The organism is Mycobacterium lentiflavum (genome assembly GCF_022374895.2).
Taxonomy (GTDB): domain Bacteria; phylum Actinomycetota; class Actinomycetes; order Mycobacteriales; family Mycobacteriaceae; genus Mycobacterium; species Mycobacterium lentiflavum.
This window is the reverse complement of sequence record NZ_CP092423.2, coordinates 1,702,820-1,721,094: the sequence shown is the minus strand read 5'-3', so window position 1 is coordinate 1,721,094 and position 18,275 is coordinate 1,702,820. Positions and strand designations below refer to the sequence as shown.

Sequence of the window (18,275 nt, the reverse complement as noted above, 5' to 3'; positions counted from 1 at the left end):
CCGCTACTGCATAGCGCTTGTTTTCTCGTTAAGCTTGTTTTCTCGTTAAAGGGGTACCACCGCGTGAATCTGAGGCGTTCTAGCCAGCGGCTGAGCAACATTGCGATTGAACCTCAGGCGGCAACCGTGCACACGTTCACGGGCTTGCGCCTCGACGGAGCCGCCGATAGCCCAGTTTTACTTCCACCGGATGCGGACCAATTTCCGATCTGGCACGCCGAACTGCGGGAGTCGGTTCTCGCACGCCTTGCGACATTCGTCGCCGGAAGGTGCGCCGCAGAACTGGGTCCCTGCGGCGTCGACGTCGCCGGCGACATCTTGGTGAAGTTCGTCGACGGCGGTAAATGCCTGCGGTCGACGTTCATGTACCTGGGCTGGTTATGCGCAGCGCCGGCCAGCGATGCCGCGCTGTCGGCCACCGCGAGCCTGGAGCTGTTGCACGCGTTCGCACTGCTCCACGACGACGTGATGGATGAATCGGCGTCGCGACGGGGCCGCCCCGCGGCGCATATCCAATTCGAGCGCTGGCATCGACAGCGTGGGCTGTCCGGGTCCTCACGTCGATTCGGTGAATCGGCTGCCATTCTGCTCGGCGACCTGTGCCTGATCTGGGCCGAACAGATGTTGCGCGACTGTGGCCTGCCGCGCCACCACCTGGCGCGGGCATGGCCACGCTACGACGCCATGCGTACCGAGCTCGCGGTGGGCCAATTCGCTGATCTGGCAATCGATGTGCGCCACCTGCCCTCGCTGGAGGCCGTGCTCGAGGTGGCGCGGCGCAAGTCAGGGAACTACACGGTGCGCCGGCCTTTGGAGATCGGCGCCGCGATGGCCGGATGCGACGAGCAGGTGCTGGCCGCGCTCGGCGAATACGGTTGCGCCGTCGGTGAGGCGTTTCAGTTGCGCGACGATATTCTCGGCATTTTCGGATCTCCCGCGCAGACCGGCAAACCCAACAGTGGGGATCTGATCGAGCGGAAGGCCACCAGTGTGGTGGTGGCAGCGCACGAGCTGGCCGACGCGCCGACCCGGCGGCAACTGCGCCAGCTGATGACCGGCGATCGGCTCGACGACGCTGCACTTGAGCACTGGCGGACCCTGATTGTCGCCACCGGGGCGGTGCAGTGGATCGAAGAACTGATTCGCAGCCGCGTCGAGGAAGCGCGAAAGGCGCTGGATCGCTCCATGGTCGATCATTCACTGACCGCCGCGCTGATCGACATGGCCGGCCTGTGCACCCAGCGTGCTGCATGAGCATCCGTACGGTACCGGGGCGAACCGATCACGTCGTCGTGGTCGGCGCGGGATTCGCGGGTCTTGCCGCGGCGTTGCACTTGGCCGGGCGCGGCCGGCAGGTAACGGTGGTCGAACGGCATGCGTGGCCGGGTGGCCGTGCGGGACGACACGACTCCGGCGGCTACCGGATCGACACCGGTCCGACCGTGCTGACCATGCCGGACCTGATCGACGAGGCGTTCGCTGCGGTGGGTGAAACCCTTAGCCGGCGAGTCGAATTGCTCGCGGTGGACCCGGCTTACCGGGCGGTGTTCGCCGACGGCAGCTCAATCGACGTCCACACTGACGCGGATCGGATGGCAGCCGCGGTGCGGGAATTCGGCGGCCCGCAACAAGAGGCCGGGTACCGGCGACTGCGCGAGTGGCTGAATCTGCTGTACCGCACCGAATTCGACGGCTTCATCGCGTCGAACTTCGACTCCCCGCTGTCCCTGCTAAACGGTGGGCTGGTCAGACTGGCCATGCTCGGCGGATTTCGCCGATGGGAAACCATGGTCAAGCGCCATATCAGCGACCCCCGGTTGCGACGCGTGTTCACCTTCCAGTCGCTCTACGCCGGCGTCGCGCCGCAAGACGCCCTGGCGGTCTACGCGGTGATCGCTTACATGGACACCGTCTCGGGCGTGTTCTTTCCCCGCGGCGGCGTGCGCGCACTGCCGGAAGCGTTGGCGGCGGCTGCCGCCGACGCCGGAGTGCGCTTCCATTACGGGTCGACTGTGACTGCGCTCGACCGCGCCGGCGAGCGGATCACCGCGGTGCGAACCGACGCACAAGGGCGGATCGCTTGCGACGCGGTGGTGCTGACCACCGAGTTACCCCAGACGTACCGACTGCTGGGACGCCGACCCCGCCGGGTGATCCCGCTGCGCGCGGCGCCCTCGGCCGTGGTGCTGCACGCGGGCTGTCGCGCCGTGCCGTCGGGAAACGCCCATCACACAATCCTTTTCGGAGACTCGTGGGATCGGACTTTTACCGACATCATCCGCGACCGCCGGCTCATGGCGGACCCCTCACTGTTGGTCACCCGACCGACCGCCAGTGACCCCAACCTGGCGCCTGCCGGACGCGACCTGCTCTACGTGCTGGCACCCGCCCCGAACCTGACCGGCTGTGAGATCGACTGGTCGCGCATCGGTGATACGTACGCCGAATCCCTGCTCGATGTCGTACAGGAAAGGTTGTTACCCGACGTCCGCGACGACCTGCAGCTGCTGCATCTGGACACGCCCGCCGACTGGGCGCGTCAGGGCATGCTGGCCGGCACACCGTTTGCCTTGGCGCACAACTTCGCTCAGACCGGACCCTTTCGGCCGGCCAACACCGTGCGCGGAATCGACAACGCGGTGCTGGCCGGATCGTCGACCCTGCCCGGAGTGGGCGTGCCCACAACGTTGATCTCCGGGCGGCTGGCCGCCGACCGGATCACCGGGTGCGTCGACCAGACGATCACGACCCTCGACCTGAAAGCCGGCCCGCGATGATCCGCACAGAATTGGACGCCGCCGGAATCGCGGATCCGGGCCTGCGCGCGGCATATCGGCACTGCCGGCAGATCGCCGCCGAGAACGGGCGCACCTATTTTCTGGCCACCCGCCTGCTTGCGCCGGACCAGCGCCCGGCGGTGCACGCGCTATACGGTTTCGCCCGTCACGCCGATGACATCATCGACGAGCTCAATCCGGCACTGGACGTCCGCACGCGGGCCGAACGACTTCAGAACCTGTCCGACCGCTTCTTTGCCGGCGGTGACCATCGCGACGAACCCGTCCTTGCCGCGGTCGACGACACCATTCGTCGCTACGGGATCGCCGCGGACTTGTTCGAGGACTTTCTCGCTTCAATGCGCATGGACCTCACCGTCACCGACTATCCCGATCGCGCGACGCTCAATCGATACATGCGTGGTTCAGCGGAAGTCATTGGTCTGCAAATGCTTCCGATACTTGGCACGGTAGGCGTCACCGAAGATGCCGCCCCGTACGCGGCAGCGCTGGGCCGCGCATTTCAGCTGACCAATTTTCTGCGCGACGTCGGCGAGGATCTGACCCGCAACAGGATCTACCTGCCCGCCGACGAACTGGCTGCCTTCGGCGTAGACCGAGACCTGATGACGTGGTGCCATGTTCATCGGCGCACCGACCCTCGCGTGCGTGACGCGCTGGCAGCTCAGCACGAAATCACCCGGGAAATCTACCGTTTCGCCGCCGACGGGATCGCCTTGCTGCAGCCGCGCTCACGGCCGTGCGTAGCGACGGCGTTGACGCTTTACTCCGACATCCTGGATCGCATCGAGGACTGCGATTTCTCGGTGTTCAGCCGGCGCGCCACCGTCGGCACAGCCCGGCGACTTCAGGTCGCCGGCGCCGGGCTGCTGCGTTCCTGGTGGCTGCGCACGGCCAGATCCGAGTCGCGAAGGGCCGCCGCCACATGAGTGAGCGGTGGCAATATCTGATTCTGCTCGGCCTGTGCCTGGCCATCACCGCGCCGCTGGAGTTGTTCGGCGCAGGTGTGTACCGCCAGCCGCGGCGGGTGATCGGCGCGGTGATCCCGGTCGCGGCGGTGTTCCTGGTCTGGGATGCGGTGGCCATCGCGGCCCGCGTGTGGGGCTACAACGGCGACTACATCACCGGCATCGACCTCCCGTTCGGCGTGCCGGTCGAGGAGGCGCTGTTCTTTCTGGTGATTCCGTTGTGCGCCTTGCTGACCTACAACGCGGTGACCGCCATCCTCGATCGGGCCCGGCGCCGATGACCGGCCTCGGCTACACCGTGCCGGCGATTCTGGCCGTGGTGGTGGTGTGCGCGCTGGAATTCACGCTGCTGCACACCGGGCTGTTGCGGCGGCCCGCCTACTGGCTGTCGATGGTGATCATCCTGGGTTTCCAGATACCGGTCGATGGATGGCTGACCAAACGCAGCGCCCCGATCGTCATCTACGATGAGCAGCAGACCAGCGGTGTCCGCTTTCCGTTCGACATCCCCGTCGAGGATTTCTTGTTCGGGTTCGCTCTCGCTACCGCCGTGCTGCTGCTCTGGGAGCGACAGCGTGCGGATCGGTAGCCATGGATAAAGCAGGCCTGCCCCGCCGCGACGTGCCCGACGCCTTCGACGTCGGCGCCGCGGCATACGACCGGCTGGTCGGCGCCAACCCGGGTTACCACACAAACCTCGGGCGGTCGGCGCGCCGCATGCGCCTGCCCGGGGGTGGCCGGGGTCTGCGGTTGCTCGACGCCGGTTGCGGCACCGGTGCGTCCACCGCCGCGTTGTTGGCGGTGGCTCCCCACGCCGAGATCATCGCCGTCGACGCCGCGCGCGGGATGCTCGACGCCGCACGGGCAAAACCGTGGCCGCCGTCGGTGCGGTTCGTGCACGCCCGCGTCGAGGACCTGGACGAGCACGGCGTCACCGGACCGTTCGACGCCATCCTGGCTGCCTACCTGCTGCGCAACCTCACGGACCCCGAGGCGCAGCTGCGCAACTTCCGCGAGCTGCTTCGACCCGGTGGCACCCTCGCGGTACACGAGTACTCAGTACGGGACTCCCGCGCCGCGACCCTGATCTGGCATGCGGTGTGCTGGGGCATCATCATCCCGGCCGGCTGGTGGCGGACCCGTGACAGCACGCTGTACCGGCATCTGTGGCGTAGCGCCCTGACCTTCGACGGGGCAGCGCGGTTTCGGCGCCGGATGCAAGACGCCGGTTTCAACGCGGTGCGCGGCGAAACCATGTCCGGCTGGGAACGTAACATTGTCCACACCTTTCTAGGGGAAGCACCGCAATGATCGACCGCCGCCGCCACGTCCACCCGGCTCCGCCGGGTTTGCCCGAAGCCGCCGCGCTGTCGTCGCGGCCCCGCGCCGTCGTCATCGGGGGCGGGATCGCCGGCCTGAGCGCCGCGACCGGACTCGCCGAACGCGGGATCGCCGTGGACCTGGTGGAACGTGAGGATTACCTCGGCGGCCGGGTGGGCGGCTGGACCGAACGCGAGGGGGGCGCCGAGCTGGCGATGAATCGGGGCTTTCATGCCTTCTTTCGTCAGTACTACAACCTGCGGGCGCTCCTGCGGCGGGTCGATCCGGAGCTGCGCATGCTTGCGCCGGTCGAGGACTACCCACTGATCGACGGTGCCGGCCGGCGCGACAGCTTCCGCGGATTGCCCCGCACCCCACCGTGGAACGCACTGGCGTTCGCTCTGCGCAGCCCCACGTTTCGGCTGGGTGATCTCGCCCGCATCGACGCCCTGGCCGCCGCGCCGCTGGCGGCGGTATCGGTGCCCGACATCTATCGACGGCTCGACCACATGGATGCCGAAACCTTTCTCAAAAGCCTCAATTTCCCAGACTCGGCGCGCCACCTTGCGTTCGAAGTGTTCTCGCGCAGCTTCTTCGCCGAGCCGGCACAACTGTCCGCGGCGGAACTGGCGACGATGTTTCACATCTATTTCCTCGGCTCCAGCGAGGGCCTCATCTTCGACGTCGCCACCGCGAATTTCGATGTCAGCCTGTGGAATCCGTTGCGGCAGTACTTGATTGACCATGGTGTCCGGGTGCACCTCGGCACCAGCGCACGTCGTATCGCAACGGATCCCACCAGCAAGACCTTTCACGTAGAGACCGAGTCGGGCGAAGTGCTGGACGGTGACGGCGTCGTGCTGGCGCTCGACGTCGGTGGTCTGCAGCAGGTGGTGGCGGCCTCCCCCGGTCTTGGAGACGATCCGTGGCGCGACCGGATACGACAGCTGCGCACCGCGCCGGCGTTTGTGGTTCATCGGATGTGGCTGGACCGGCCCGTGGACTCGAGTCGGCCCGCCTTCCTCGGCACGGCCGGGCACGAGCCCCTCGACAACATCAGTGTGCTCGAACGTTACGAACGTGAAGCTGCCAGTTGGGCGCGGCGAAATCACGGTTCGGTCATCGAATTGCATTCTTACGCAACCAGTTCCGAGACAAGCCGGGAAGCGGCGATCGAACAGTTGCATCAGCTCTACCAGGAGACCGGCACTGCGGGCGTGGCTCACGAGCGCTTGCTGCGTCGAAGTGACTGCCCGCTGTTCGCCCCTGGCATGTACGCACGGCGACCGACGGTGGCAACTCCGCAGCACGGGCTGGTGCTGGCCGGTGACGGAATCCGCATCGACCTGCCGGTCGCGCTGATGGAACGCGCGGCCACCACCGGCTTCTCGGCCGCTAACCACCTGCTGAGGTCGTGGGGCATCGCCGGGCACGAGTTGGTCACCGTTCCCATCCGTGGGCGATCCGCACTCCTGCGATCTCTGGCCGAGCGGCAAGGGCGGCGCCGGCGATGAGCCTGGGCGATCCGTTGCACCGCCGCTGGCCGAAAGACTGGCCTGTCGGTGCAATCCCGCGCGTCCCCTGGACGCAACAGCGCCCGACCTACCGCGACGCGCAGCCGGGCATCATCAACGCCGCACTGGATCGGTCCCAACGGCGACCGACCGGAAATTGGTATGTGTTCGCCGCGAGCAGCGACGTGCGCACGGACCGCCCGTTCGGGACGTGCGTCGCCGGCGTCGATCTGGTCGCCTGGCGCGATAGGCACCGCGGGCTGCGAGTCGCTCCGGCAGCCTGCCCACATTTGGGTGCAGACCTCGCGACCGGAGTCGTGCGCCGTGGGGTGCTGTACTGCCGATGGCACGGACTGGCTTTCGACGGCGACACATGCGAATTGCCCTTCAGGCCGCTGCCCTGTTACGACGACGGCGTGTTGGCATGGGTACGTCTCGACGCGGTCGGCAAAGAAGTTGCACTAGAGGTGCCGGTGCTCGGGCCCCGGCCCGACGGCGACACCGTCACGGCGGTCACCCGCTTGGTCGGCAATTGCGAAACGTCTGACATCATCGCCAACCGGCTCGACCCTTGGCACGGCGCATGGTTTCATCCTTACTCGTTCACCCGGCTCGAGGTGCTGACCACGCCGACCGAGGACGACGACCGCTTCCTGGTCGCGGTCACCTTCCGGATGAGCCGCTTAGGAGTGCCCGTAATCGCCGAATTCACTACCCCCGATGCGCGCACCGTCGTGATGCGCATCGTCGAAGGGGAGGGAGCCGGAAGCGTCGTCGAAACCCACGCCACACCAACGACTCCCGGGCCGGACGGACGACCGCGTGTCGCCGTGATCGAAGCCGTCATCGCGTTTTCACCGCGACCCGGCTTCAAGAATGCCCTTCGCGCCGGCCCACTGATCGCACCGCTGATGCGCTATGCCGCCAACCGGCTGTGGCGTGACGATCTGGCCTACGCCGAACGCCGGTATCGACTCCGCGCGGGTGGCTGACGCGGATTTGCCACCTGCGTCATCGTGACGAGCGACATTAGGTCGAATCTCGCTACCGGGGAGTGATTCGGGCGGATCGATGAGTTGCACGTCGCGGCGCGGCGGGGTCTAGTAGGTCTTTTGCCGAGTGCGCGGATACCCTGGTGTCTCATGAAGGATGCAGGCAGGTGACCAAGCGCCGCAACGGCTCACCGCCGGACCGCGCTGAGCTGGAACGGCAGCTGTCGGCCGACATACGAGCGATTACGGCGCGCTCCGATCGGGTCGGCCGATACTTTGCGCGACTGAACGACGTCACCAGCAGCGATTTCCACGCCCTGCTGCATATCATGGTCAGCGAAACCGCCGGCGCACCGTTGACTTTGGCCCAGTTGCGGCAGCGCATGGATGTCTCGCCGGCGGCGATCACCTATCTGGTCGATCGGATGATCGAGGCGGGACACATACGTCGTGAGCCCGATCCCGATGACCGACGAAAGTGGCTGCTGCGCTACGAACAGAGCGGTATGACGATGGCGCACGCCTTCTTCAGGCCGCTGGGCGCTCATCTCAGCGCCGCGATGGCCGATCTCAGCGACGAGGACCTTGACGCGGCGCACCGAGTGTTCCTGGCGATGATCGACGCAATGGCGACGTTCGAGGACGAGCTCGCGAACCAGCCCAGCCCATTGCCGGCCGGTGTTGGGCGCGGCGCCTCAGCAGCCCGGCGGCAACAGGCGCGGCGCCAGAACCCGCAGCAGTAGTCGCTGCTCGATCAGGTCCGCACCGCGCGCTACCCCGCCGGTTGCGGCGAAACCAGCCGCTACCCGCCGGGCGCCGTCGGCCATGGCCGTCGTCATGAGTACCGCGGCGCGCAGCCGGGAGGGGGTCAGCCTTCGCGCGGGCAGACGCGTGCCACAGCCGGCGACCTGCACGCGACGCGCGACCTCGGCCTGATCGCGGGCGTACGGCACCGCGCAAACCGGGACACCGCGGTTGAGCGCCTTTACGGTGGCGCCCATGCCCCCGTGGGTGATGGCACAGACCGCACGGTCAAGCACCGCACCATGATTCACGAATCGGCACACTGTGGCATTGGGTGTCGACATCAGCCCGCGGGGCACGCCCGCCGGAAATGTCGCCACCACATGGACGGGCTCTGCCGCCAACGCCTGCAAGGCAATACGGCCCAAACCGGCATCTGCCTGGGCGATCGAGGATGTGGTCACCAGCACGATGGGTCTTTCGATGTCGCCTATCCAGTCGGGCGCGCTCACGGGCGACGGCTCGAACTCACACGCCCCGATGAAGTGCACCAAGTCGTCCCAATCCGGATGCGGATATTCGAACGGCTCACCGCCGACCGACAACACCAGCGGTGCGCGGCGCATCAGCGCGTCCACCGACGCGACGGCGGGAACTCCAACGTCCGCACGAATAGCGTTGAGCCGCGGCACTATCCGGCGATCGAAGAGAAAGCTCACGAAAGGGCGCATCGACGCATCGCGCACTGTTCCGGCAAGGCCGGGCAGTGGCCGCAGGCCGGGACCGAACGGCGGCGCGGAGCGCGACCTCAAGTAGGGGGTAAACGGCGAAAACACGAGCCAGGGCAGATTACTGGCCTCGGCGATCGCCATAGCCCCCCAGCAGTTGGCATCCACGATGATCACGTCGGGCTTGGCCGCTGCTATCGCGCGCTGCAGGTCGCCGACTTCGATCACCGCGCGCCGGCACAACACGTCCACCGTGGTTCTGAGAACTCCTAACGCATTGCGCGCCAGCCAATCCTGCCCGGCGATGGCCTCGATCCGCGGATCGACGGGTTCGGTGCGGATACCGAGACTGCGCATGGCGGCTACTTCGGAAGCCATGGTGCGCAGGTGGATCTGGTGTTTGCGCGAGGCCAGTTCCCGCAACAGCGCGCCGAGCGGATACAGGTGGCCGAGCGCCGGCGACCCGTAAGCCAGGATTACTGCCATCGGGCCGGCCCCTATAAGGGAGCCGCGCCCGCGTCGTGCAGGGCTCGCAGATCGGCCGTGCCGCAGACATGCAGACAGATGCGCAGTTCGTCAATGAATTGTTGCAACCAGGCGGTTGCCGCGTCCGCGGAATCGATGGCCGCCCGCAACAGCGGCCGGGCGATCGCCACCACGTCGGCACCTAACGCCAGCGCTTTGGCCGCGTCCATGCCGGTACGGATTCCCCCGGACGCGACTAACGGGATGGCGGGCAGTGCCGCCCGCACTTCCAAAATGGCTTGCGCGGTAGGTATTCCCCAGTCGGCCAAGTCCGGGTGGCGCAGTTCGCCGTAGCGGACCAACTGCTCCACGCGCGCCCACGATGTGCCGCCCGCGCCGGCCACATCGATGGCCGCCACCGGCGCCTCACCGGTCAGCCTTAGCAGTTCGGCGACGGCTGTGGCGCCGATCCCGTGGCCGACCTCTTTCAACAGCACCGGGTAACCCAGCTTGTCGGTGAGGTCATGCAGCCGGTCCAGAGTTCCGGCGAAGTCGGTGTCGCCGTTGCACTGCAGCGCCTCTTGCAGCGGATTGGTGTGCACGGCAAGCACGTCCGCCCCCACTCGGTCAAGCGCTTGCGCGATGTCGGCTATCGCATCCTTGGTGAACTGCGATAGCCCGATGTTGCCGAACAGCAACACATCGGGCGCGACGTCGCGCACGGTAAAGCTTGGAGCGGCTCGCTCGCCCAATGCGCTGTCAAGCATGATCCGCTGGGACCCCAGCATCATTCCGATGCCGAGTTTCTGGGCGGCGGCGGCCAGATTTCGGTTGATGGTGCCCGATAACTGCGCCCCGCCGGTCATCGCACCCACCAGCACGGGCGCCCGCAGCCGCACCCCGAAAAATTCGGTGGACAAGTCGATGTCGCCGAGATTGGTCTGGGTCAAGGCGTTGTAGGGCAACGTGTAGCGTTCCAGCCCTGTCGTTATGCCCCGGTACCCCACGTCACCGTCCAGACAAACGTCGATGTGCCGGCGTTTGCGGGTCCTCAACGCAGCGCGGTCGGCCGTCACGGTTATCCAGCCGGCTCGACAGGCACCGCAATTTCGTTGCGACGCAGCGGCGGAACTGTCCACGGGGGATCGTAAAACCACGCCGCCGGCGCATCCATGGGCTTGAATCCATTGTCGCGCAACGTCTCTAACAACTCAGCGGTCTGCGCGGCAACAGCGCGGGCACTGCGGCTGCCGGAGAACCGGCGCACTGCGATCGTCTCCGGCGGCACGGTGACCAGCCTGACTTGCGCGTCGTCGGGCACCGGCAACGACTCCAGTGTCTTGTCGGCCGGCATGAAGAACCGGATCACCCATTCATCCTTACCGGCTGGGTTTTGCGCGACCGGTGCCGTCATGGCGATCTTCTCGCCCTTGCCGCTGCGCTGTGCCACCGGTGCCGTCATGGCGATCTTTTGACTGCCACGATTGGCGCCGAATATGTAGCGGGCAAGGCGCCGAAAGCCGGCGTTCCTGGCAGCCTCTTCGTCCGCGGACACCGTCGTCTCGGCGGCGATCCGCGCACCATATCGGCGGATCTCCACGTTGTTGGTCAGCTTCTCGGCGCTATGGGCGGGCTCCTCGGTGCCGTGGCGGTAACCGACAACCGAACCCGCCGCTTCGAGTACCTGCCCGAAAATTCTTGCAATCGACCCCAACACAAGTACCTCATTCCTTGGCGATCTGCTCGCCAGCCTAACCGAAAACCCCGATTTAGTTAAATCCTTGAATGGTTCAGATACTTAAAGTATTCTGGAGACCGATCGTCGGCGCCGAAGCCGCGGGAACCAACGGTTGGAGGTCGCACCCGCCGTGGGATCCGCATCCCGTCCGCGCAAGAAATCGGTTAAGCGTTGCCGGATGAAGCAATTGGGCATCCGGCGCGCGCCCGCCCGTCGGCGCCGACCGCGGATCGACTCCGGCTGTCGCCCCCTGGCACAAGCGGCCCGACTCTGTGTCCAGTATCCGAAACAGGTTATTGCAGCAGCACTTCTGGTGCTAATTGGCACGAGCATATTCGGCGTATCCGCTGCCACCAGCCTGTCGGCAGGCGGATTCATGGATCCAACCTCCGAATCGGCGCGCGCCGCCGCGATACTCGCCGGAAAGTTCAATCAGGGCGAGCTGGAACTGATTCTGCTGGTGAGTTCGCCCAGCGGGGCCAGCAACGGTCCCGCGCGAGTCGTGGGTTCCGACATCGTCGCGCAGCTTGCGCAATCTCCTTTCGTGTCCGCCGTGGCATCCCCATGGGATACCCGTCCAGCGCCGGGCCTGGTGAGTGCCGACGGAAAAACCGCGATGATCCTCGTCGCGCTCAAGGGTGATGAAAACAGCGCCCCCAAGCATGCCCAGACACTGGCAGAGCGGTACGCACGTGACTTCCAAGGGGTGACCGTGCGGGCGGGCGGATCGGGAATGGTGTTCGAACAGATCAACCAGCAGACCGGAAAAGACCTGCTGCGAATGGAGGTCATAGCGATACCGCTGAGTTTTATCGCATTGGTCTGGGTGTTCGGCGGGATAGCCGCGGCGGCACTACCCATGGCCGTGGGCGCACTGGCAATCGCGGGTTCACTGGCGGTGTTGCGTGCGATCGCGTTGGTCACCAACGTGTCGGTCTTCGCCCTCAACGTGACCGTGGCATTGGCGTTCGCCCTGGCCATCGACTACACGTTGCTGATCATCAGTCGCTACCGCGACGAGCGGGCCGACGGGAAGGGCCGCGACGAGGCGTTGGTGAAAACTGTGACCACGGCCGGCCGGACGGTGTTGTTTTCGGCGATCACGGTGGCCCTGGCACTGGCCGCAACGGCACTGTTCCCGATGTACTTCCTGAAGTCCTTCGCGTACGCCGGGACGGCAGTGGTCGGGTTCGCCGCGGTGGCAGCGGTGTTGGTGGCGCCGGCAGCGATTGCGCTGCTCGGAGACCGGCTCGACGCGCTGAACGTCTGGCGATTCGGCGGTCGGTTCGTCCGCCGCCGCACGCCCGCACAACGGTCCGTGGAGCAGAGCTTCTGGTATCGGACGGCGAAACTGGTTATGCGTCAAGCGATCCCGGTCGCCATGGTGCTCACGGCATTCCTGCTTGTACTGGGGGCGCCATTCCTCGGTGTCAGATGGGGCTATCCCGACGACCGGGTACTGCCGACATCGTCGTCAGCCCGCGTCGTCAACGACCGAGTTCGTAGCGAATTCGGCACTAATTCTGAGACCCGAGTGAAGGTCGTCCTTCCCGAATCCGCCGGTCTGACCACCAGCGATCTGGACAACTACGCCATGCGGCTGTCCCGTGTCATCGATGTCTCTGCCGTGTCCTCACCGACCGCCACCTTCGTCGCCGGTGAACCCACCGGGCCGCCCACGGCGCCGGCCGGGATGGCGGCAGGCAGCGCCTACCTGACGGTTGAAAGCACGGCGCCGCTTTTCACACGCGCGTCCGAGACGCAATTGGCCCGCATACACGCGGTCGCACCGCCGCAACACCGAACAGTCCAGATCGCCGGGCTGGCACAAACGAATCGTGATTGCATCAAGGGCATCACCTCCCGGTTGCCGTTCGTGTTCGCCTTCATCGCCGTCGTCACGATGGTGCTGCTCTTCCTCCTCACGGGCAGCGTGATACTTCCGGTCAAGGCGTTATTACTCAATATGCTGTCACTGACCGCGACGTTCGGCGCCCTGGTGTGGATCTTCCAGGACGGTCACCTGGGCGCGGCAGGGACAACATCAACCGGCACGCTGCCGGTGAACGTCCCGGTGCTGATGTTTTGCATCGCATTCGGCTTGTCGATGGACTACGAGGTCTTTCTGCTTGCCCGGGTCCGCGAATATTGGCTCTACTCACCACGGACGCGGGCGGACAACGATGAAAGCATTGCGCGGGGCCTCGCCCGTACGGGCAGGATCATCACCGCGGCGGCGCTGCTGATGTCGATCTCGTTCGCGGCACTGATCTCGGCCGGGGTGTCGTTCATGCGGATGTTCGGTTTAGGCCTGACCATCGCCGTCTTGATGGATGCGACGGTGGTCCGCATGCTGCTGGTGCCGGCCTTCATGCATGTGCTGGGCGGCCTGAACTGGTGGGCGCCCGCTTCGCTGGCACGATGGCACCATCGAACCCTTGGAGACCATGCGACGCAGCTACGGCTCCGGTGAGCTCAACTCGGCCTGGAAGTGGCGCATTGCGGCGACAAGTGCGACGAAGACCCGATGCGCCGCAGCCAAGTCCGCGTCGGGTAAGTCGTCGAGCGCCGCACGAGTGTGCATGCCCAACGGGCTGAAGAAGGAGCCGGCGGTCGCCAGACCGGGATCGGAGTAGCGCAGGATGACCTTGCGACGGTCCTGGGCGTCCGAATCGCGGGTGATGTGGCCGGAGTTGATCATGCGCTCGACGAGGTAGGTTATGGCCGCCGCGGACAAGCCCATCTTTTGGCCCAACTCGCCCGATGTCAGCGGTGCACCGGAACTTTCGGCGACCAGGATATGCAACAAGGCGCGAAAGTCACTGGGGTACAACCCATGTACCGCCGCGAACACACGACCCATCTGATCGGATTCGGCGCTGAGGGTACGTGCGTCGGCCGCGATCAGCGCTTCAAGCCGCACACGTTCGTCGGAGCCCCGATTCGGGTTCATCAGATTGGCAGCATACCGCATCTTGTTAACTTGATTAATGGTTAAGTCAGTGAAATGCTTGGGATCGTGTCGTGCGACCGTCTGGCTGCTCTGGTGACCGGCCGGGGCTCGTGGCGCATCGGATTGGCCACTGTGCTGCTGGGTGTCGGCTTCATCGTGCTGATCGGCGCAAACTCGTCGGGCGGGCAGGCGCCGCTGTCGCTGCCCACTGACTCGGACTCCGCGAAACTCGACGCTGTGGCCCGCCAATTTCCCGGGGGCGATCAGGTCCCGCTGCTGCTGGTGGTCAGTCGCGCCGACGGCGCGCGGCTGGATTCCGCAGACGTGAGCGCAACCCAGGCGGCCCGCGAGCGGATGCAGCGCGTCGTCGCACCGTTCGCGGCGGCCAACATGCAGCCGCCGATAGTGTCGGCGGACGGCAAGGCCGCCATCGGCGTGGTGCCTATCCGTGCCGACCTGTCCGGCATGGTGCTCAACGAGGCAGTTGCCGCGCTGCGCACCGCAGCCGACGCCGGCCTGCCCGCGGATCTGCGGGCACACGTCACCGGCGGCCCGGCCTTCGGTGCCGACATCGCCAACGCGTTCACCAACGCCAACGTCACCCTGCTGGCAGTCACCGCATCCGTGGTGGCGCTGCTGCTGATCGCCACCTACCGCTCACCGGTGCTCTGGCTGGCACCGCTGCTGGTGATCGGCTTCGCCGACCGCGTCGCGGCTGCGGCGGGTACCGCGGTCGCGTCGCTGACCGGATTGAGCTTCGACGGTGCGACCTCGGGGATCACCAGTGTGCTGGTGTTCGGAGCCGGCACCAATTACGCGTTGCTGCTGATTTCCCGCTACCGGCAAGAACTTCGGAGCCACCCCGACCACCGCGACGCGTTGCGTCTCGCGGTGCGCCGGGCCGGACCGGCGATCGTCGCCAGCAATGCCACCGTGGTGCTGGCGCTGCTCACCCTGCTCTTCGCATCGACGCCCAGCACTCGCAGCCTGGGCGCGCTGGCGGCCTGTGGCCTGGTGATCGCCGCGATGTCCGTCTTGGTGGTGCTGCCGCCACTGCTCGCCTTGTGCGGGCGGCGACTGTTCTGGCCGCTGGTGCCTGAGCCCGACGGCGCCGCCCCCCTGGATTCCGGAGTATGGCGCCGCGTCGCCACCGGGGTCGCCCGTCATCCCGCCGTCGTCGCCACGGTCTCGATCGCGGTGCTGGCGGCACTGGCGTGCGGCCTGCTGGGGACTCGAATCGGCTTGTCGCAGACCGAACAATTCCGGGTGCAGGCGGACTCGGTGTCGGGCTACGACGTGGTGGCCGCGCACTTTCCGGCCGGCATGGCAAACCCCACCCTGGTCGTCGCGCCGAGCGCGCAGGCATCGCAGGTGCGCGCGGCGATTGTCGCTACTCCCGGCGTGGTCTCGGTGGCCGATGCAGGTCAGTCGGCCACCGGCCAGACGAAATGGTCGGTCGTAACCAGCGCCGCGCCTTCGTCGGACCGAGCATTCACCACCATTGCCGCACTGCGTAATTCGACGAAATCCGCCTCACCCGACGCGCTGGTCGGCGGACCCGACGCCCAAGCCCTCGACGTCCGCGACGCCGCCGTGCGCGACCGGGTGACGTTGATCCCGGCGATCTTTGCCGTGATACTCATCGTCTTGTTCGTGCTGCTCCGCTCGGTACTCGCACCACCTAACCTGCTGTCCGCGACGATTCTCGGCGCGCTGGCCGCGCTCGGTCTCGGCGGTTGGACGAGCCTGCACGTCTTCGGATTCCCGGCATTAGACAACAGCACTCCGTTGTTCGCGTTCCTGTTCCTGGCCGCGCTCGGCGTGGACTACACCATCTTCCTGGTCACCCGCGCCCGCGAAGAGGCGGCGCGGCACGGGGCCCGCGACGGCATGATCCGTGCGGTGTCGGCGACCGGCGGTGTGATCACCAGTGCGGGAATCGTTCTGGCGGCGGTCTTCTGCGTGCTGGGCGTCTTGCCGCTCATCGTGATGACCCAACTCGGGATCATCGTCGGCCTGGGAATCCTGCTCGACACCTTCGTGGTGCGCACCCTTGTCATCCCCGCGCTGTTCGCCCTGATCGGCGATCGCATCTGGTGGCCGGCCAGCCCGGTCGACACTAAAGACGTTGAGCTGCAATGTAACCCATTACAACAAGAACGGAGCAGGCTGTGAAGCTCTCGACTCTCGCCGCAACGACGTTCGCCGTGGCCGTGGCCGCAGGTACCGGAGGCATTGCCAGCCCGCGACGCGTGCCCGCGTGGTACACGAGGTTGCGCAAACCCGCCTACCAGCCACCCAACGCCGCCTTCCCCATCGTCTGGACCGGCCTCTACACCGACATCGCGACCACGTCCGCGGTGACATTGGACAAATTCCGCGCGGCGGGACAGCACGACAAAGCGCGCGGGTATGCTGCCGCCCTCACCGTCAACCTGTTGCTCAACGCCGGATGGAGTTGGCTCTTCTTCCGCTTTCACAAACTTGGGGCGGCCGTTCTCGGTGCGGCCGCGCTGACGGCCAGCAGCGCCGACCTCGCCCGACGCGCCGCCGCGGCCGACCCCCGCGCCGGCGCGGCGCTGGCGCCCTACCCGCTATGGTGCGCGTTCGCCACTGTGCTGGCTACCCACATCTGGCGGCTCAACCGATAATGCCAGCGCTCTTGTGGTTTCGCCGCGATCTGAGATTGCGCGATCATCCAGCGCTGCTCGCCGCGGCCGAATCCAAGGACGTGCTCGCCTGCTTCGTGCTCGACCCGCAGCTGGTGAAATCGTCGGGCCAGCGCCGCCTGCAGTTCTTGGGCGACTCGCTGCGGCAACTGCGCGACGACCTGGATGGCCGGCTACTCGTGACCCGGGGGCGCGCCGAAGAGCAGATTCCCCGCATTGCCAACGCGATCGACGCCACGGCGGTGCACATTTCGGAGGACTTCGCGCCATACGGAAAACATCGTGACCAAAAGGTCCGCGCGGCACTGGGTTCGGTGCCCCTCGTCGCGACCGGATCACCGTATCTGGTGTCGCCCGGCCGCATCACCAAAGACGACGGCGAGCCCTACAAAGTATTCACCCCGTTTCTGCGCAAGTGGCGAGCGGAAGGCTGGCGCAAACCCGCACAGTCGAATGCCGATTCGGCCCGCTGGCTCGACCCGGCCCACGTGGCCAACCACTGCGAGATCCCCGACCCCGGCGTCGACCTGAGTCTCGAAACCGGTGAGGCAGCGGCACTTTCGCAGTGGGAGCGGTTCGCCGACGACGGGCTGGATCGCTACGCCGAGGACCGGAACCGGCCGGACCTGCCGGGCACCAGCCGGATGTCGGCGCATCTGAAGTTCGGCACCATTCACCCCCGCACCCTGGTCGCGGGGATGAACCTGCGCGCGGCAGGAGCGCAGGCATACTTGCGGGAGTTAGCCTTTCGTGACTTCTACGCCGCGGTGCTGCACTACTGGCCGTCCAGCGTCTGGCGCAATTGGCACAGCGACTTCGACGGCATCCAGACCGATACGGGCGCGGAGGCCAAGGGTCGGCTCGAAGCGTGGAAGGCCGGCGAAACCGGGTTTCCGATCGTCGATGCCGGCATGCGGCAACTGCGCGAGACCGGCTTCATGCACAACCGGGTGCGGATGATCGTCGCATCGTTTCTGGTCAAGGACCTGCATCTACCATGGCAGTGGGGCGCCGAATGGTTCCTGGATCAACTCACCGACGGCGACATGGCCAACAACCAGCACGGCTGGCAGTGGTGCGCGGGATGCGGTACCGACGCCGCGCCGTACTTCCGGGTGTTCAACCCGACCACCCAGGGTGAAAAGTTCGATCCCGCAGGCGATTACATTAAGCGCTGGATCCCAGAGTTAGCCGCCGCAGACGACTTACATTTGCGCAAAGGTGAACGGCCACAGGGGTATCCGGAACCGATCGTCGACCATGGCACCGAACGGGCCGAGGCGCTGCGCCGCTATCAGGCCATCGGTTCCTAGTCGTCCCCGCGTGACTGGCGCCGAAACTCTACGCCACACCGAAACAATCTTTTGCCGAAATCACCTTCCCATA

Annotated in this window: 17 protein-coding genes; 13 read left to right on the top strand and 4 right to left on the bottom strand. The window is 66.2% G+C overall.

Annotation, left to right across the window (positions count from 1 at the left end):
* Positions 1–144 precede the first annotated feature (144 nt).
* The 9 genes from MJO58_RS08375 (at position 145) to MJO58_RS08335 (ending at position 8,335) form a co-directional block, all read left to right on the top strand.
* The gene (locus tag MJO58_RS08375) at positions 145–1,254 is read left to right on the top strand and encodes a polyprenyl synthetase family protein (RefSeq protein WP_434086364.1); all 1,110 of its coding nucleotides are present in this window, start codon (positions 145–147) and stop codon (positions 1,252–1,254) included.
* The gene (crtI, locus tag MJO58_RS08370; protein WP_175364384.1) at positions 1,251–2,777 is read left to right on the top strand and encodes a phytoene desaturase family protein; all 1,527 of its coding nucleotides are present in this window, start codon (positions 1,251–1,253) and stop codon (positions 2,775–2,777) included. The genes MJO58_RS08375 and crtI overlap by 4 nt, the downstream gene beginning before the upstream one ends.
* Entirely contained in the window at positions 2,774–3,727 is a 954-nt protein-coding gene (locus MJO58_RS08365; RefSeq protein WP_239722566.1) for a phytoene/squalene synthase family protein, read from the top strand. The genes crtI and MJO58_RS08365 overlap by 4 nt, the downstream gene beginning before the upstream one ends.
* A complete protein-coding gene (locus tag MJO58_RS08360) occupies positions 3,724–4,047 on the top strand; it encodes a lycopene cyclase domain-containing protein (RefSeq protein WP_090601067.1) in 324 nt (107 codons plus the stop codon). The genes MJO58_RS08365 and MJO58_RS08360 overlap by 4 nt, the downstream gene beginning before the upstream one ends.
* A complete protein-coding gene (locus MJO58_RS08355) occupies positions 4,044–4,355 on the top strand; it encodes a lycopene cyclase domain-containing protein (RefSeq protein ID WP_090601066.1) in 312 nt (103 codons plus the stop codon). Before MJO58_RS08360 ends, MJO58_RS08355 begins: the two co-directional genes overlap by 4 nt.
* 2 nt (positions 4,356–4,357) lie before the next feature.
* Positions 4,358–5,077, top strand: coding sequence for a class I SAM-dependent methyltransferase (locus tag MJO58_RS08350; RefSeq protein ID WP_090601065.1), 720 nt, complete (start codon positions 4,358–4,360; stop codon positions 5,075–5,077).
* Positions 5,074–6,600 (top strand): FAD-dependent oxidoreductase, encoded by a 1,527-nt coding sequence (locus MJO58_RS08345; protein ID WP_239722565.1) that lies wholly within the window; start codon positions 5,074–5,076, stop codon positions 6,598–6,600. Before MJO58_RS08350 ends, MJO58_RS08345 begins: the two co-directional genes overlap by 4 nt.
* Positions 6,597–7,592 (top strand): Rieske (2Fe-2S) protein, encoded by a 996-nt coding sequence (locus MJO58_RS08340; RefSeq protein ID WP_239722564.1) that lies wholly within the window; start codon positions 6,597–6,599, stop codon positions 7,590–7,592. The genes MJO58_RS08345 and MJO58_RS08340 overlap by 4 nt, the downstream gene beginning before the upstream one ends.
* 167 nt (positions 7,593–7,759) lie before the next feature.
* The gene (locus tag MJO58_RS08335) at positions 7,760–8,335 is read left to right on the top strand and encodes a MarR family winged helix-turn-helix transcriptional regulator (protein ID WP_175364383.1); all 576 of its coding nucleotides are present in this window, start codon (positions 7,760–7,762) and stop codon (positions 8,333–8,335) included.
* On the opposite strand, the gene MJO58_RS08330 is transcribed toward MJO58_RS08335, so the two are convergent.
* From MJO58_RS08330 to MJO58_RS08320, 3 genes are read right to left on the bottom strand one after another with little or no spacing between them, the layout of a single operon-like run.
* The gene (locus MJO58_RS08330; protein ID WP_090601062.1) at positions 8,288–9,550 is read right to left on the bottom strand and encodes a glycosyltransferase; all 1,263 of its coding nucleotides are present in this window, start codon (positions 9,548–9,550) and stop codon (positions 8,288–8,290) included. The two genes, MJO58_RS08335 and MJO58_RS08330, sit on opposite strands and share 48 nt — an antisense overlap.
* An 11-nt stretch (positions 9,551–9,561) precedes the next feature.
* Positions 9,562–10,605 (bottom strand): type 2 isopentenyl-diphosphate Delta-isomerase, encoded by a 1,044-nt coding sequence (gene fni, locus MJO58_RS08325; protein WP_239722563.1) that lies wholly within the window; start codon positions 10,603–10,605, stop codon positions 9,562–9,564.
* A gap of 2 nt (positions 10,606–10,607) precedes the next feature.
* Positions 10,608–11,246, bottom strand: coding sequence for an SOUL family heme-binding protein (locus MJO58_RS08320; protein WP_239722562.1), 639 nt, complete (start codon positions 11,244–11,246; stop codon positions 10,608–10,610).
* 397 nt (positions 11,247–11,643) lie between these two features.
* Between MJO58_RS08320 and MJO58_RS08315 the strand changes: the two genes are divergently transcribed.
* The gene (locus MJO58_RS08315; RefSeq protein ID WP_239722561.1) at positions 11,644–13,740 is read left to right on the top strand and encodes an MMPL family transporter; all 2,097 of its coding nucleotides are present in this window, start codon (positions 11,644–11,646) and stop codon (positions 13,738–13,740) included.
* Here MJO58_RS08315 and MJO58_RS08310 read toward each other — a convergent pair.
* Positions 13,726–14,220 carry a MarR family winged helix-turn-helix transcriptional regulator gene (locus tag MJO58_RS08310; protein WP_434086318.1) on the bottom strand — a complete coding sequence of 165 codons (495 nt, stop codon included), beginning with the start codon at positions 14,218–14,220 and terminating at the stop codon, positions 13,726–13,728. The two genes, MJO58_RS08315 and MJO58_RS08310, sit on opposite strands and share 15 nt — an antisense overlap.
* A 54-nt stretch (positions 14,221–14,274) precedes the next feature.
* On the opposite strand from MJO58_RS08310, the gene MJO58_RS08305 reads away from it, so the two are divergent.
* The 3 genes from MJO58_RS08305 to MJO58_RS08295 are packed head-to-tail and all read left to right on the top strand — an operon-like array spanning position 14,275 to position 18,202.
* Positions 14,275–16,395: an MMPL family transporter gene (locus tag MJO58_RS08305; RefSeq protein WP_434086317.1), complete on the top strand. Its 2,121-nt coding sequence runs from the start codon at positions 14,275–14,277 to the stop codon at positions 16,393–16,395.
* A complete protein-coding gene (locus MJO58_RS08300; RefSeq protein ID WP_239722558.1) occupies positions 16,392–16,871 on the top strand; it encodes a TspO/MBR family protein in 480 nt (159 codons plus the stop codon). The genes MJO58_RS08305 and MJO58_RS08300 overlap by 4 nt, the downstream gene beginning before the upstream one ends.
* A complete protein-coding gene (locus tag MJO58_RS08295; RefSeq protein WP_239722557.1) occupies positions 16,871–18,202 on the top strand; it encodes a cryptochrome/photolyase family protein in 1,332 nt (443 codons plus the stop codon). The genes MJO58_RS08300 and MJO58_RS08295 overlap by 1 nt, the downstream gene beginning before the upstream one ends.
* Positions 18,203–18,275 lie beyond the last annotated feature (73 nt).